Origin of the sequence: Stappia sediminis (genome assembly GCF_009826895.1) — a bacterium.
In the GTDB taxonomy this organism is placed as follows: domain Bacteria; phylum Pseudomonadota; class Alphaproteobacteria; order Rhizobiales; family Stappiaceae; genus Hongsoonwoonella; species Hongsoonwoonella sediminis.
Genome location: NZ_WUMV01000008.1, coordinates 259,058 through 273,868 on the forward strand (window position 1 = coordinate 259,058; position 14,811 = coordinate 273,868).

13 protein-coding genes are annotated in these 14,811 nt (G+C 63.1%); 9 read left to right on the forward strand and 4 right to left on the reverse strand.

The features are described from left to right. Positions 1–291 precede the first annotated feature (291 nt). From ahcY to GR183_RS21705, 9 genes are all read left to right on the forward strand, one after another. Complete coding sequence (ahcY, locus tag GR183_RS17685) at positions 292–1,689, forward strand: adenosylhomocysteinase (protein ID WP_160776993.1); 1,398 nt, start codon at positions 292–294, stop codon at positions 1,687–1,689. Positions 1,690–1,933: 244 nt separating this feature from the next. Further along, positions 1,934–4,447: a sensor histidine kinase gene (locus tag GR183_RS17690; protein ID WP_160776994.1), complete on the forward strand. Its 2,514-nt coding sequence runs from the start codon at positions 1,934–1,936 to the stop codon at positions 4,445–4,447. A gap of 19 nt (positions 4,448–4,466) precedes the next feature. Next, positions 4,467–5,972 (forward strand): tRNA (adenosine(37)-N6)-threonylcarbamoyltransferase complex ATPase subunit type 1 TsaE, encoded by a 1,506-nt coding sequence (gene tsaE, locus GR183_RS17695; protein ID WP_312846849.1) that lies wholly within the window; start codon positions 4,467–4,469, stop codon positions 5,970–5,972. Positions 5,973–6,000: 28 nt separating this feature from the next. Next, positions 6,001–6,735: a nucleotidyltransferase family protein gene (locus GR183_RS17700; RefSeq protein ID WP_208999902.1), complete on the forward strand. Its 735-nt coding sequence runs from the start codon at positions 6,001–6,003 to the stop codon at positions 6,733–6,735. Positions 6,736–6,778: 43 nt separating this feature from the next. Continuing rightward, the gene (locus GR183_RS17705) at positions 6,779–7,729 is read left to right on the forward strand and encodes a tyrosine recombinase XerC (protein ID WP_160776996.1); all 951 of its coding nucleotides are present in this window, start codon (positions 6,779–6,781) and stop codon (positions 7,727–7,729) included. 166 nt (positions 7,730–7,895) lie between these two features. After that, the gene (locus GR183_RS17710; protein WP_160776997.1) at positions 7,896–8,297 is read left to right on the forward strand and encodes a hypothetical protein; all 402 of its coding nucleotides are present in this window, start codon (positions 7,896–7,898) and stop codon (positions 8,295–8,297) included. A 169-nt stretch (positions 8,298–8,466) separates the two neighbouring features. Beyond that, on the forward strand, positions 8,467–8,694 hold the full coding sequence (locus GR183_RS17715; RefSeq protein WP_160776998.1) for a hypothetical protein: 228 nt from the start codon (positions 8,467–8,469) through the stop codon (positions 8,692–8,694). 189 nt (positions 8,695–8,883) lie between these two features. Further along, positions 8,884–9,522, forward strand: a complete 639-nt coding sequence (gene thiE / locus GR183_RS17720; RefSeq protein ID WP_160776999.1) for a thiamine phosphate synthase — start codon at positions 8,884–8,886, stop codon at positions 9,520–9,522. Between the two features lie 89 nt (positions 9,523–9,611). Further along, positions 9,612–10,226 carry a hypothetical protein gene (locus tag GR183_RS21705; RefSeq protein ID WP_202396173.1) on the forward strand — a complete coding sequence of 205 codons (615 nt, stop codon included), beginning with the start codon at positions 9,612–9,614 and terminating at the stop codon, positions 10,224–10,226. 169 nt (positions 10,227–10,395) lie between these two features. On the opposite strand, the gene lpdA is transcribed toward GR183_RS21705, so the two are convergent. The 4 genes from lpdA to odhB form a co-directional block, all read right to left on the reverse strand. Beyond that, positions 10,396–11,805, reverse strand: a complete 1,410-nt coding sequence (lpdA, locus tag GR183_RS17725) for a dihydrolipoyl dehydrogenase (protein ID WP_160777000.1) — start codon at positions 11,803–11,805, stop codon at positions 10,396–10,398. A gap of 51 nt (positions 11,806–11,856) precedes the next feature. Beyond that, the gene (locus GR183_RS17730; RefSeq protein ID WP_160777001.1) at positions 11,857–12,621 is read right to left on the reverse strand and encodes an SDR family oxidoreductase; all 765 of its coding nucleotides are present in this window, start codon (positions 12,619–12,621) and stop codon (positions 11,857–11,859) included. Between the two features lie 47 nt (positions 12,622–12,668). After that, positions 12,669–13,031 (reverse strand): tautomerase family protein, encoded by a 363-nt coding sequence (locus GR183_RS17735; RefSeq protein WP_160777002.1) that lies wholly within the window; start codon positions 13,029–13,031, stop codon positions 12,669–12,671. Positions 13,032–13,222: 191 nt separating this feature from the next. Next, entirely contained in the window at positions 13,223–14,743 is a 1,521-nt protein-coding gene (odhB, locus tag GR183_RS17740; protein ID WP_160777003.1) for a 2-oxoglutarate dehydrogenase complex dihydrolipoyllysine-residue succinyltransferase, read from the reverse strand. Positions 14,744–14,811: the final 68 nt, after the last annotated feature.

Genomic DNA, 14,811 nt, shown 5'->3' on the forward strand with positions numbered 1-14,811 from the left:
CCGCCTCGTTTTCTCATAATGAATTGAAAGATTATCTCAGCAATGCGCGGCAGCGGCTCGATCGATGATATAAAGAAATCTTTATATCCTTATTGCTTTAAGCCAAAGGCCGGTATATAACCCGCCATCGTAGAACAGGGCTTGCGTCCTGCGCTTTGGAATTCAAGGCGCGAAACGCGCCTTTTCGAACCGATTGCCGCTCCGCGACGGCAGCCGCCCTTTGCCGGGATGCCGGCGACGAGCCCGGGCACCGGATGCGAGATCGGCCGAATTTTCAACGGAAGGATCAACATGACCACCGCCAGCGACTATTACGTCAAGGACATTTCGCTCGCCGACTACGGGCGCAAGGAAATCACCATCGCCGAGACCGAAATGCCGGGCCTGATGGCCTGCCGCGAGGAATTCGGCGCTTCGAAGCCGCTGAAGGGTGCGCGCATCGCCGGTTCGCTGCACATGACGATCCAGACTGCCGTCCTCATCGAGACGCTGGTCGCGCTCGGCGCCGAGGTCCGCTGGGCGTCCTGCAACATCTTCTCCACCCAGGACCACGCCGCCGCCGCGATCGCCGAAAGCGGAACCCCCGTTTTCGCCGAAAAGGGCGAGACGCTGGAGGAATACTGGGACTACTGCGACCGCATCTTCCAGTTCCCGGAAGGCACGGCCAACATGATCCTCGACGACGGCGGCGACGCCACGCTCTACATCCTGCTCGGCGCGCGCGCCGAGGCGGGCGAGAACGTTCTGGCCGATCCGAAGTCGGAAGAAGAGACGATCATGTTCGCGCAGATCAGGAAGCGCATGGAGCAAAGCCCGGGCTGGTTCTCAAAGCAGCGCGACGCGATCCAGGGCGTCTCGGAAGAGACGACCACCGGCGTCAACCGCCTCTACCAGCTCAAGAAGAAGGGCCTCCTGCCGTTCCCGGCGATCAACGTCAACGACAGCGTGACAAAGTCCAAGTTCGACAACAAGTACGGCTGCAAGGAAAGCCTCGTCGACGGCATCCGCCGCGGCACGGACGTGATGATGGCCGGCAAGGTCGCCGTCGTGTGCGGCTACGGCGACGTGGGCAAGGGCTCCGCACTTTCGCTGCGGGGCGCCGGCGCGCGCGTGCAGGTGACCGAGATCGACCCGATCTGCGCCCTGCAGGCGGCGATGGACGGCTTTGAGGTCGTCACGCTGGAAAAGGCCGCGTCCAACGCCGACATCGTGATCACCACGACCGGCAACAAGGACGTCATCACGCTCGACCACATGCGCCAGTTCAAGGACATGGCGATCGTCGGCAACATCGGCCACTTCGACAACGAGATCCAGGTCGAGGCGCTGCGCAATTACAAGTGGACCAACATCAAGCCGCAGGTCGACATGATCGAGTTTCCCGACGGCAAGCGGATGATCCTGCTCTCCGAAGGACGCCTCTTGAACCTCGGCAACGCCACCGGCCACCCGAGCTTCGTCATGTCGGCAAGCTTCACCAACCAGGTGCTGGCGCAGATCGAGCTCTTCACCAAGGGCGAGCAGTACGGCAAGGACGTCTATGTGTTGCCCAAACACCTCGATGAGAAAGTTGCGCGCCTCCATCTTGGAAAACTTGGCGTCGAACTGACCGAGCTCAGCGAGGAGCAGGCCGCCTATATTGGCGTGACCCAGGAAGGCCCGTACAAGCCGGAGCACTACAGATACTGATACGGCTACAAATTATCTACAATATATAGTATTGCCACTGGCAATACCCGCATAAGCCGAAAAATGAGCAGGAGCTGTGGACCCCCACAGCTCCTGTTTACTTTTTGGTAAGAGGCTCTTCTTCGCGATTCTCAAACGCGGTATGGTTTTGCGAATCGGACGATTTGTGGGGCAACAATGTCCGGTGAAGCCTGAGCGGGGGCAAAACCGATCGGGCGCGAAATGCGGCGATAGGGGATCAGGAATGCCGGCGGACGGCTTTCAGCATGCGTGCCAGCGCGCGTCATGGCGCGGACGGAGTCTGAGAGGGCTTGCGCGCGCCGGCGCGAGCGTCCTCGCGCTCACGACGGCAATCAGCCCCGCCTTCGCGATGAGCGCCGTTCCCGACCTTGCCTCCCCCGGCGTCGATGCGCTCAAGGTCGTCTGGCTGTCGGCAACGGGCGGCGCGATCGCCTTCGCCGTGACGACGGCGACCGTGCTTGTCGTGAACCGCCGCAAATCCGCCAGCGACTTCGCGAACGTACGCCGCCAGAACGCATCCCTGAAAGCGCGGCTCGACAGGCTGGAAAGCCTGATCGACAGCGAGGATCAACGCCTGATCATGTGGAGCGGGCGCGACGAGGAGCCGATGATCGCCGGCGCGCTTTCGGAAGAATGCGGCGTTCCGCGCGGCGACGCGCAGCTTCTCGCCTTCGGACAGTGGCTGGAGCCGGCATCGGCCCAGGAACTGGAGCGCGCGCTCGACCGCCTGCGGCTGAACGGCGAAGGCTTCACCATGCGCCTGACCACCCGCGCGGGCGCACTGCTGCAGGCAACCGGCCGCCCTTCGGCGGGCGCCGCCGTGCTGAAGCTTTGCGACCTGACCGGCGAACGGCGGACGCAAGCGCTCCTCAACGAGAAACATGCCGCCGTTTCAGCGGAACTCGCGGCGACGCGCGAGCTTTTCGACGCCCTGAGCAGCCCGGCATGGCAGCGCGACGTCGACGGAAAGCTGGTGTGGGCGAATGCAGCCTACGCGAAGGCCGTGGACGCCCAGACCATCCGCCAGGCGCTTGAGGCGGGGACGGACATCCTGGACGGCAATGCGCGCAAGGTGATAACCGCCGGGCGTGGCGAGGACGGCGTTTCCCGGGGCCGCCTGCCGGTGGTCGCCGGCGGCAAGCGCCGCATCTTCGAGGTGACGGAAGCCGCTACCGATGCCGGCAGCTTCGGCCTTGCCATAGATATCAGCGAGCTTGAGAACGCCCAGCGCGAACTTACGCGCACGGTGGAGTTCCACGCGCGCACTCTCGACGAGCTTGCCACCGCCGTCGCGATATTTTCGGCCGACCACAAGCTGCAGTTCTACAATGCCGCCTTCCGCACGCTCTGGGACCTCGACCCGGCCTTTCTGGAGGGGCGGCCGGAGGAAAGCGCGATCCTCGACAGCCTGCGCGCCGCGCGCAAACTGCCCGAACAGGCGGACTATCGCGGCTGGCGCGCCAAGCACCTGGACAGCTACCGCTCGCTGGAAGCCAAGGAATACTGGTGGCACCTGCCGGACGGGCGCACGCTTCGCGTGATCGCCAATCCCCACCCGAAGGGCGGGGTGACCTACATCTACGAGAACGTGACCGAGCGTCTGGACCTTGAAAGCCGCTACAACGCGTTGACGAGGGTGCAGGGCGAAACGCTCGACAATCTGTCGGAAGGTGTCGCCGTGTTCGGCTCCGACGGGCGGCTGAAGCTTTTCAACCCCACATTCTGCGGGATCTGGCAACTCGACGGGAAGGTGCTGGACGAAAGCCCGCACATCAAGGCGATCGCGGAAAGGATTTCCGGCGACGAGGATGTGGCGGGCGCCTGGCATGCCCTTACACTTGCCGTTACCGGGCTTGCCGACAACCGCGAACCGGTGACGGGGCGGCTCGAACGCGGCGACGGCGATGTCGTCGACTACGCGACCGTGCCGCTGCCCGACGGGGGCACGCTCGTCACCTTCGTGAACGTCACGGATTCGGTGAACGTGGAGCGGGTGCTGCTTGAAAAGAACGAGGCGCTGGAAGCCGCCGACCAACTCAAGAACGCCTTCATCCAGCATATTTCCTACGAGTTGAGATCCCCGCTTACCAACATCATCGGCTTCGCGCAGCTCCTGTCCGACACGAAGTTCGGGCCGCTGACGGAAAAGCAGGCCGAATATACCGACTACATTCTCTCCTCTTCTTCCGCCCTTCTCGCCATTATCAACGACATCCTCGACCTTGCGACCATCGACGCCGGCATCATGGAACTCGACCTTTCCGACGTCGACGTCGCCAAGACCGTGACGGCGGCGATCGAAGGCCTGAAGGACAGGCTCATGGACGCGGGCATCACGATCCGTGCCGACGTGCCGAAGGACGTCGGCACGCTTCAGGCGGACGAGCGGCGCCTGCGGCAGGTGCTCTTCAACCTGATCTCGAACGCCGTGCGCTACTCCGACGACGGGGGGGCGATCGACATCTCCTGCCGAAGGCTTTCCGACGCCATCGAATTTGAAGTGCGCGACCATGGCTGCGGCATCCCCGACGACCTTCTCGACCAGGTGTTCGGCCGGTTCGTGGGCCGCGATGCGGGCGCGCGCCGGCGCGGAGCGGGACTTGGCCTTTCCATCGTGAAGAGTTTCGTGGAGCTGCATGGCGGCACCGTCGACATCCAGTCCAAGGAGGGCGACGGAACCAGAGTCACCTGTCGCCTGCCGCTTTCGCCGCAGGCGATACGGCACGCTGCCGAGTGACCTGCCGGAGGCCGCGCGTGTGAGCCTTGAAACCCTGACCCTGAATTGCGCCGACGAGACCGCGACCCGGCGTCTGGCGGAAGATGTCGCGTCGATCCTCAAGCCCGGCGATTGCATACTGCTGGTCGGCGATCTGGGGGCTGGAAAATCCACCTTCGCGCGGGCCACCTTGCGCGCGCTGGCCGGCAACCCCGCTCTCGAAGTGCCGAGCCCGACCTTCACCCTCGTGCAGACCTACGCGCTTGACCGACTCTCCATCGCCCACCTCGACCTCTACCGCCTGGAGGAGGCGGACGAACTGGATGAACTGGGGCTCGACGAACTGCTGGAACGCGGCGCGGCGCTCATCGAATGGCCGGAACGCGCCGAAGACCGCTTGCCTGAAGACGCGCTTGTCGTCCGTATCGAGCCGGGAGAAAGGCCGGAGGCGCGCTCGGTCTCCCTTTCCTGGACCGAAGGCGACTGGGGCATACGCCTTGCCCGCTCGCGGGCGGTGCGCCGCTTTCTGGATGCCGCCGGCTGGAACGATGCCGCCCGCGTGCCGCTGCAGGGCGACGCTTCGACAAGGGCCTATGAAACCGTAACGGCCCATGGACGAACGGCGATCCTCATGAACGCACCGGCGAGGCCCGACGGTCCGCCCGTGCGCGAAGGGCTGCCTTACAGCAGGCTCGTGCATCTGGCCGAGGACGTCCGCCCGTTCGTCGCGATCGACGAGGGTTTGCGAAAGGCGGGATTTCACGCCCCCGAGATTTTCTCAAGCGACGTTGAAGCCGGCCTGCTGCTGCTTGAAGACCTGGGGCGCGAAGGTTTCGTCAAGGACGGGGCGCCGATCGCCGAACGCTATTTTGCCGCCGTCGAACTGCTGGCCGATCTCCATTCGCACGAATGGCCGCGGGAAGCGCCCCTGCCCGACGGAACGCGCCACCTCCTTTCGCCCTACGATGCACGCGCGCTGATGTTCGAGGCGGAGCTTTTCCTCGACTGGTATCTGCCCCATGCGGGATATCCGGCGGACGAAGGGCTGCGAGGCGAATTCGCGGAACTCTGGACCCCGCTGCTTGAGCGGCTGGAGACGGCGGAGAAGACCTGGGTGCTGCGCGACTACCATTCGCCGAACCTCATCTGGCGCGGCGAGGAGAAGGGCAACGACCGCATCGGGCTGATCGATTTTCAGGACGCCGTCATCGGGCCGAGCGCCTATGACGTCGCTTCCTTGACGCTCGATGCCCGTGTCACGGTGCCTGAAGAACTGGAGAAGGCGCTTTGCGCCCGATACGTGGAGCGCCGGAAAGCGAATACGCCCGGCTTCGACGAGGAACGCTTTTCGCAAGACTACGCCATCATGGCCGCGCAACGGCAGTCCAAGCTTTTCGGAATATTCGTGCGCCTTGCGAAGCGCGACGGCAAGCCGCGCTATCTCGGTCATCTGCCACGCATTGAAGACTATTTCCGCCGCGTCGCCAGGCACCCCGTTCTCGCCGATCTCAGGCTCTGGTATGAGACGCACGGCGTCTCTACATGAGAGACTGCAAACCGGAGATTGACGACATATGGTGCAAACCGACGGCTTCCGACCGAAACGGGCAATGGTCCTCTCCGCAGGCATCGGCAAGCGCATGCGCCCGATTACCGCGACGACGCCGAAGCCGCTGATCGAGGTGGCGGGGCGCGCGCTGATCGACCATGCGCTGGACAAGCTGGCGAAGGCGGGCGTGGAGACATGCATCGTAAACGTCCACTATCTGGCCGACCTCGTCGAGGTTCACGTCTCGCGGCGGACTTCCCCGAAAATCGTCATCTCGGACGAGCGCGGCGAACTGCTGGAAACGGGCGGCGGTATTACGAAGGCCCTGCCGCATCTGGGGGACGAGCCGTTTTTCCTGCTCAATTCCGACAGCACCTGGATCGAGGGCGTGACGCCAAACCTGGAGCACCTCGTGCGCCACTGGGACGACGCGCGCATGGACGTTCTGCTGCTGCTTTCGGAAACGGTGACCTCAGTCGGCTACGACGGGCGCGGCGATTTCGACATGGACAAGGAAGGCAGGCTTACCCGCCGCAACGAGCGTTCCGTCTCGCCGTTCGCCTATGCAGGAGCGGCGATCCTTCACCCACGCCTTTTCGAAGGAGCGCCGGAGGGGGCTTTCTCGCTGAATGTGTTGTTCGACAGGGCGCTTGAAGACGGCAGGCTCTTCGGTGTGCAAATGGAGGGCATCTGGCTTCACGTCGGCACGCCGTCCGCGATTGCAGACGCCGAACGGGCGGTGAGCGAAAGCATCGACTGAGGCGGCGGCTGCCTGCGAGAGCACTCTTCGCTACAATTCCCCCATGACGGACAGTGATTCGCTCCTCGTCTCGGCCAGGCCCGATCTCAATCGGGCCATTTCCGACTGGCTCGACCATCTCGGCTCCGAACGCCGGCTCGCCGACAAGACGCTCATCGCCTATGAACGCGATATCCGCCAGTTCCTGTTCTTCCTGACCGACCACCTGGGCGGCGCGCCGGGCCTTGGCGACGTCAAGGAACTTAAGCCGGCCGACTTCCGCGCCTTCCTGGCAAGACGCCGCCGAGGCGGCGTGCAAAGCCGGTCCATAGCCCGTGCGCTTGCCGGCATCCGCTCTTTCCTGGCCTTTCTGGAGGAGCGCGGCATGGTCAACGCGGCGGCAGCCGCCGTCATCCGCCCGCCACGCCAGCCACGTTCCTTGCCCAAGCCCCTTGCCAGCGCAGACGCGAAACGCGTGGTCGACGCCGACATGGAGCTTGAGGCCGAACCCTGGGTCGCGGCGAGGAACGCCGCCGTGCTGACGCTTCTCTACGGCTGTGGCTTGCGCCTTTCCGAAGCGTTGTCGCTGACGGGGGATACGGCGCCGAGGAGCGGGGCGAGAACCCTGCGCATTCGCGGCAAGGGCGGCAAGGAGCGGATCGTGCCGATCCTGCCCGTGGTGACGGAAGCGGTGGAGAGCTATCTCTCGCTCTGCCCCTATACCCCGCAGCCGGACGGGCCGCTGTTTTTCGGCGCGCGGGGCGGGCCGCTCAACCCGCGCATCGTGCAATACGCCATGCAGAAGCTGCGCGGCGCGCTCGGCCTGCCCGATACCGCAACCCCGCATGCGCTGCGCCACTCATTCGCCACGCATCTGCTTGCCGGCGGGGGCGACCTGCGCACGATCCAGGAATTGCTCGGCCACGCGAGCCTTTCAACGACGCAGGTCTATACCGAAATCGATACCGCAAGGCTTCTGGAGGCCTACGACAAGGCGCATCCGCACAACAGATGATTTTTCGCGCGACTGTGGACAAAAAGACACAGGTTAAACGCAGGTTAAGTGATTCGCCGCACACTCGTGCGGCGGAGTTCCGGAGCGCATTCCATAAGGTCCCAGTCGCATTGCTGATTGGAAATCGCTTCAGAATCAATATGTTCCAAAGTTAAAGGCCGCGATCATGCGTATCTGGCTTGTCGCCCTTCTCCTGGCGATTGCGGGCAGCCTGCCTGCAAAAGCTGAGGATAACTCCTGTATAACTTCCGAAAGCGGAAGCTGGCGGGCGAAGGACCCGGAACTGAAACGCCTGCACCGGATCGAGGTCGAAGCACGCTGCCATGGCGAGGCCAGGGCCTATCGTATCCGCGCCTTCACGCTGTGCTATCCACGCGACTGCAAGTGGGGCTGGACCGAGGGCGTGCGCGTCGGCAACTCTTTAGTCGTTGATTTCCTGGGCTTTTTCGGAAAGCGCTCGATCCGCCTGTCGGCCATGGGCGAGCGCATGTCGGCCGAAGTGCACTCCGATCCGTATGACCCAGAGGCATCTGACGAACTCTATAGTATAATTCTTTATAAAGAATAGCTCATCTCAGTGTTGCCTTGGATTTCTTTGTGACTATTAGATGTCAAGCGGTGGATATCCCCAGACGATTTGATTTTCCATAACTTTCCGTTACACTCTGTTGCATCGAAAGCACGAGAGTTGCTTTCGACATCACCTTCAGTGTCGTCCTGGAGCAGGGAGGACTGACATGAGAGTGCTTTCAGGGTTGGTTTTGACAACCGCATTCGTCGCTTTCGTCCCAGGCACCGCCATTGCCTGCGAGTGGATGAAGTCGGCCAAATCCCCGATGACCGAGATCACGCTTGACCAGACCTCCAAGCCGGTCACGTCGCTTGCGACGAACGATCTCGATAGCAGCATCGTGGCCGAGGAAGAGGCCAGGGAGATCAGGAAGCCGGTCCGGCCGGCTGAATGATCCGACCGCAAAGGGTTTGAAAAAGTTGTCTGACGCCTGCCGGAGGGGTGAGGCGTCCCGACAGTAAGTGTCCTGACCAATTGTGCCCGCGTGGGTGAACCTGCGCGGGCTTTTTTTGTTTGAAGCGGAGATGGATCGCTGCCAATTGTGACGAAGTCACGCAATACTTAAAGCAGCGAGCCCATCCGCATGTCGAAGCCTGTCGTCGACCTTTCGCTCTATCTCGTTATCGGCCCCGCGGACTGCGGCGGGCGAAACCCGGCGGAGATCGCTGCGGCAGCGGCATCCGGCGGCGCCACGCTGGTGCAACTGCGCGACAAACAAAGTGCGACCCGGGATATCCTGGCCCTCGCCCGGGAGATGAAGGCAAGGCTGGATCCGCTCGGCGTACCGCTCATCGTCAACGACCGGATCGACGTTGCGCTTGCCGCGGGTGCGCAAGGCGTTCACCTCGGTCAGGACGACATGCCCCTTGAAGACGCCAGACGGCTTGCGGGGCCCGACTTCGTGATCGGCGTATCCATCGGATCGGAAGCGGAACGCGACGCAACACCGCTGGAGCTTGCCGATCATGCGGGCGTTGGCGCATGCTTCCCTTCCGCTACGAAAGCGGACGCCGATGCGCTGGGTGTCGACGGCTTGAGGCAGCTCCGCCCGTCCCTGCCCATGCCCGTCGTCGGGATTGGCGGGATTTCGGCTGAAAATGCCGCCGACGTGCTTTCGGCAGGTGCCGACGGCGTTGCCGTCGTCTCGGCGATCTGCAAGGCGAAGGACCCGGCAGCGGCGGCGCGGGAACTTTCAAAAATCATCGACAAATCAAGATTTTAACTTTCGATTAACCATAACAGGGCCATCAATTGCATTCTGCGAAAACGTTAAGCTTTCGCTAGCTAATGCGAGTATTTTTCGAGGCCTTCATGACAAGTCCGATTTCCCCGAATTCGAGTTTCAACGCCTATTCCATCCTGACCGGCGGTACGGCGGGCGGTGCCGGCGGGCTGGGCAAGGCCCCGTCCGCACTCCAGCTTCTGGGCGGCAGTGGCGGTGGCGCGTTTGGCGGAGGCGGCTTCGGTGCGAGCGCACCGGCCACGGACGCGCAGGCCTTCATCTTCAAGACCATCCTGCAGAAGGGCCAGGAACTGCCGCCCGCGCAGACCGACGATCCGCAAGCCGCGAACCACGCCTCCAACATCCACAGCGAACTGAAGGTCAACGGCAAGACACTGGTGCGCGCGTTCAACGACGGCAGCATCGAAGTCGCGCCGACGCTGAACGTCGTGCTGCAATATGAAGGCCTGAGCGAGAATGGCGCGCTCGGCCCCGACGCAGCGGAAGTACGGGTAAGGAAAATCGCCGAATACCTGTCCGAGATTGGCGTTCCGGAAGAAAGCAGCGAACCTTCCGGCACGCCGGACAACCCGAAGCTCGAGATCGTCATCGCCGAAACGGCGCTTACCCAGGAAGAATATATCCAGGCGAAGATCGACCGGGGCGAGACAGGGCCGGGCCTGCTTTTCTCCGGCGTAATCTGAGCGGGGATCCTAGAGCGCGTCTTGATTAAGCAGAGTCACACGACACGCTCTAACTTTTTGATATTTCGCATGTCCTTGTCCCAAAACCGGTATCCACTTTTGGGGGACATGCGCTAAAAAAGCGGCGGAAGCGATCCGCCGCTTTATGCACCCCTGTCCGAAAGCCCGATCAGATATGGATCGGCTTGGCGAAGGTGGCCAGAGCCGCTTCCTTGACCGCCTCGCTTATGGTCGGATGCGCATGACAGGTGCGGCCAAGGTCTTCCGACGCGCCGCCGAACTCCATCAGCACCGCCGCCTCGTGGATCATCTCGCCCGCGCCGAAGCCGACGATGTGAACGCCGAGCACACGGTCGCTCTCGGCATCGGCCAGCACCTTCACGAAACCGTCCGTCTGGAGCATCGCCTTGGCGCGGCCATTCGCCGTCATCGGGAACTTGCCGGCCTTGTACTTGATGCCGGCGGCCTTCAGTTCCTCTTCCGTCTTGCCGACGGAGGCGACCTCCGGCTGGGTGTAGACGACGCCCGGAATGACCTCGTAATTCACGTGGCCGGCCTGACCGGCGAGCATTTCGGCAAGGGCAACGCCCTCGTCCTCCGCCTTGTGGGCAAGCATCGGCCCGGCGATCACATCGCCGATCGCATAGATGCCATTGACGCTGGTGCGGTAGTGATCGTCGGTCTTCACGCGGCCGCGCTCGTCCAACTCGACACCGGCCTCCTTCAGGCCCAGGCCATCGGTGTAGGGCTTGCGGCCGATCGCCACCAGCACGACATCGGCGGCAAGCGTTTCCGCGGCCGCCTCGCCGCCGGCGGCAGGCTCGACCGTCACCTCCAGTTCCTTGCCCTTCTTCGTGACCGCCGTCACCTTGGAAGAGAGCTTGAAGTTCATGCCCTGCTTTTTCAGCATGCGCTGGAACTGCTTGGAAACATCGCCGTCCATCGGCCCCAGGATCTTGTCCATGAATTCGACGAAGGTGACCTCGGCCCCGAGACGCGCGTAGACGGAGCCAAGCTCCAGCCCGATGACGCCCGCGCCTACCACCACGAGCCGGTTCGGAACCTTGTCGAGCTCAAGAGCGCCGGTGGAGGAGACGATCTGCTTCTCGTCGATCTCCACACCCGGCAGCGGCATCACGTCGGAGCCGGTGGCGATCACGATGTTCTTCGTCTCAAGCACCGAGGTGGAGCCGTCGTCCGCCTTCACCTCGACCTTTCCGGCGCCAAGCACCTTGCCGGTGCCGTGATGGGCATCGATCTTGTTCTTCTTGAACAGGAACGAAATGCCGGAGACGTTGCCTTCGACCGTCTTTTCCTTGTGGGCGAGCATCTGCTTCCAGTCGAGCTTGGGCTTGCCGACCTTGATGCCGAAGGTCTCGAAATTATGCGCGGCTTCCGCGAACATTTCCGAGGCGTGCAGCAGCGCCTTGGAGGGAATGCAGCCGACATTCAGGCAGGTGCCGCCATGGGTGGCGCGTTTTTCGACGACGGCAACCTTCATGCCAAGCTGGGCCGCCTTGATGGCGCAGACATAGCCGCCGGGGCCGGTGCCGATGACCACAAGATCGTATTGGGGCATTTCGCTCGCCTCTTTCGTTCAAGCTTTTCCGTTCAAGGATTGGGTTTGGAGTCAGGGAAGGGTCGAGCGCCCTCCGGAAACGTCGAGGATCGCGCCGGTGGTATATGACGCCTCGTCGGACATCAGCCAGAGGATCGCCTTCGCGACCTCATCCGCCGTGCCCTCGCGTTTCATGGGAAGCTGGCCGCGCATCTGCGCGACCCTGTCCGGCTGGCCGCCGGAGGCATGGATATCGGTATCGATGATGCCGGGCCTGACGGCATTCACCCGTATGCCTTCCGCTGCGACCTCCCGCGAAAGGCCGACGGTGAAGGTATCGATCGCGCCCTTGGCGGCGGCATAGTCGACATATTGATTTGCGGCGCCGAGCTTGGCGGCCGCCGACGACAGATTGACGATCGACCCGCCCTTGCCGCCGTGCCTGGTGGACATGCGCTTCACCGCCTCGCGCGCGCAGAGGAACGAGCCGGTGATGTTGATCGCGAACATGCGCGTCAGCCGGTCGAGGCTCATTTCGTCGACGCGTTGCGGCACATCGACGACGCCCGCGTTGTTGACGAGGGCGGAAAGTGTGCCAAGGCGGTCGCCCGCCTCGAAGATCTTCAGGATATCCGCTTCCGACGCAACATCGCCCTTGACCGCTTCGGCCTTGCCGCCGGCGGCCACGATTTCAGCAACCAGCGCTTCCGCCGCCTTCGCGTTCGAGACGTAATTGACGAGGACGGCATAGCCAGCGCGCGCCGCAAGCCGGCAGACCGCCGCGCCTATGCCCCGGCTTCCCCCCGTTACGATCGCGACTGGGTCATTGCTCGACATGTGCTGACTGTCCCTTTCGTATCACCCCGGTTCGCGGAAAATGGCGCTCAAGCGTCCGCAGGCACCCAGGCCGGCAGCGGCGCGCCGCCGCAAATATGGTTTTCGGACGGCGTTTCCCGGAACAGAACATAAAGATCGGCCGGCGGTGAGCCGATTTCGCGTTCGAGAAGTTCGGCAATCGCGTCGACCAGCGCCTTCTTTCTCTCCGGCTCGCGGCCGGGCCTCAGATCGACCTGTACCAGCGGCGCTCCATCACCGATTTCGGCAACCACTTCCCTGACAGCAACGTAGTCGTATTTCGTCTCTTTCGGAGCAAGGGTGCGCAAAACCGCATCCTTCACCCCGAGGCGGATACGCTTTTGCGTCTCGAGCGGCGTTCCGCCTGGAACATCAACGCGGATTACTGGCATTGGCCCTTACACTCCCCCCGGAATTCAATCCCCAAATCGCTTGCGCTCCAAGTGCACCCGGCGCGACATCGCCTCGAGAGCGACGACCGGCACAAAAAAGACCGCCATAAGACCGGCAAATTCGAGACGGTACCGGGACATCGACTGCCGGACAAGGAAATGGCACCGCAAGGTGCCATTTCCTGATGTTTTCAGAGATCCAGCACGAGGCGCTGGATATCCTCAAGGCTTTCCTTGACGCGCACGAGGAAGGTGACCGCCTCCTTGCCGTCGACGATGCGGTGATCGTAGGAGAGCGCCAGATACATCATCGGGCGGGCGACGATCTGCCCGTCGACGACCATCGGCCGCTCCTGGATCTTGTGCATGCCGAGAATGCCCGACTGTGGCGCGTTCAGGATCGGCGAGGACATCAGCGAACCGTAGACGCCACCGTTGGAGATGGTGAAGGTACCGCCCTGCATCTCATCGATGCCGAGCTTGCCGTCGCGCGCCTTGCGGCCGAATTCGGCGATCTTCTTCTCGATCTCGGCGATCGACATCTCATCCGCATCGCGCACGACCGGAACGACCAGCCCCTTTTCCGTGCCGACCGCCACGCCGATGTGGCAGTAGTTCTTGTAGATGATGTCTGTGCCGTCGATCTCCGCATTGACCGCCGGAATTTCCTTCAGGGCATGGCAGACGGCCTTGGTGAAGAAGCCCATGAAGCCGAGCTTCACGCCGTGCTTCTTCTCGAAAAGATCCTTGTACTGCTTGCGCAGTTCCATGACCGGGCCCATGTCCACCTCGTTGTAGGTGGTGAGCATGGCAGCCGTGTTCTGCGCATCCTTCAGGCGCCGTGCGATGGTCTGGCGCAGCTTCGTCATGCGCACGCGCTCTTCGCGCTCCCCATCGGCGGGCGCGCTCGGCGCGCGCGGGGCCTTGGCCGCCGGTGCCTCGGCCTGCTTTGCAGCAGTGCCCGCGGCAAGGGCCGCGATCACATCTTCCTTCAGCACCTGTCCGCGCTTGCCGGACCCAGAAACCTGATCGCCGGAAATCCCGGACTCCGCCATCATCTTGGAAGCCGACGGTGCCGGCGGCATGGAGGACGCCTTTGCAGCGGGCGCTTCCGCCGGTGCGGCGGGCTTCGCGGCGGCGGCACCGGCCCCAACCGCGATGCGGCAGAGGATATCGCCCGGCTGAACGGTGTCGCCGGTATTCTTCAAAACCTCGACGACCGTGCCGGCCTGGGGTGCCGGAATTTCCTGGGCGGCCTTGTCCGTCTCAAGTTCGACGAGCGTATCGTCGGCCTTGACCGCATCGCCAGCCTTGACCATCCATTCGCCGACTTCCGCTTCCGTGACGCTTTCGCCGGCGGAGGGAACGACGACGTCCACGGTCTCGGCGGCCGCGGCCTTTTTCGGTTCGGCAGGCTTTTCAGCTTTGCCCGCACCGTCGGACTTCTTGGCCGGAGCCGGCTTGGCGCTGCCCGCACCTTCGCTGATCTGGCCGAGCAGCGCGCCGACTTCCACCGTGTCGCCTTCCTTGACGAGGATTTCCTCAAGCGTGCCGGAAGCGGGAGCCGGCACTTCAACGGTGACCTTGTCGGTCTCCAGTTCCACGATGGGCTCATCGGCGTTGATCGCCTCGCCCGGCTTCTTGAACCACTGGGCGATGGTCGCCTCGGTAACGGATTCGCCCAGGGTGGGCACTCGGATTTCGGTCGCCATGATCGTTTCTCTTTGCCTTGGCCGGAACCCGGCCCCGCGATGCCGTCATGCGGGACCCGGGCCCATGT

Excerpts from the sequence above, each read along its gene's own strand:
- ahcY (WP_160776993.1), top strand. The coding sequence starts at position 292 with ATGACCACCGCCAGCGACTATTACGTCAAGGACATTTCGCTCGCCGAC.
- GR183_RS17690 (WP_160776994.1), top strand. The coding sequence starts at position 1,934 with ATGCCGGCGGACGGCTTTCAGCATGCGTGCCAGCGCGCGTCATGGCGC.
- GR183_RS17700 (WP_208999902.1), top strand. The coding sequence starts at position 6,001 with ATGGTGCAAACCGACGGCTTCCGACCGAAACGGGCAATGGTCCTCTCC.
- GR183_RS17705 (WP_160776996.1), top strand. The coding sequence starts at position 6,779 with ATGACGGACAGTGATTCGCTCCTCGTCTCGGCCAGGCCCGATCTCAAT.
- GR183_RS17710 (WP_160776997.1), top strand. The coding sequence starts at position 7,896 with ATGCGTATCTGGCTTGTCGCCCTTCTCCTGGCGATTGCGGGCAGCCTG.
- GR183_RS17715 (WP_160776998.1), top strand. The coding sequence starts at position 8,467 with ATGAGAGTGCTTTCAGGGTTGGTTTTGACAACCGCATTCGTCGCTTTC.
- thiE (WP_160776999.1), top strand. The coding sequence starts at position 8,884 with ATGTCGAAGCCTGTCGTCGACCTTTCGCTCTATCTCGTTATCGGCCCC.
- GR183_RS21705 (WP_202396173.1), top strand. The coding sequence starts at position 9,612 with ATGACAAGTCCGATTTCCCCGAATTCGAGTTTCAACGCCTATTCCATC.
- lpdA (WP_160777000.1), bottom strand. The coding sequence starts at position 11,805 with ATGCCCCAATACGATCTTGTGGTCATCGGCACCGGCCCCGGCGGCTAT.
- GR183_RS17730 (WP_160777001.1), bottom strand. The coding sequence starts at position 12,621 with ATGTCGAGCAATGACCCAGTCGCGATCGTAACGGGGGGAAGCCGGGGC.
- GR183_RS17735 (WP_160777002.1), bottom strand. The coding sequence starts at position 13,031 with ATGCCAGTAATCCGCGTTGATGTTCCAGGCGGAACGCCGCTCGAGACG.
- odhB (WP_160777003.1), bottom strand. The coding sequence starts at position 14,743 with ATGGCGACCGAAATCCGAGTGCCCACCCTGGGCGAATCCGTTACCGAG.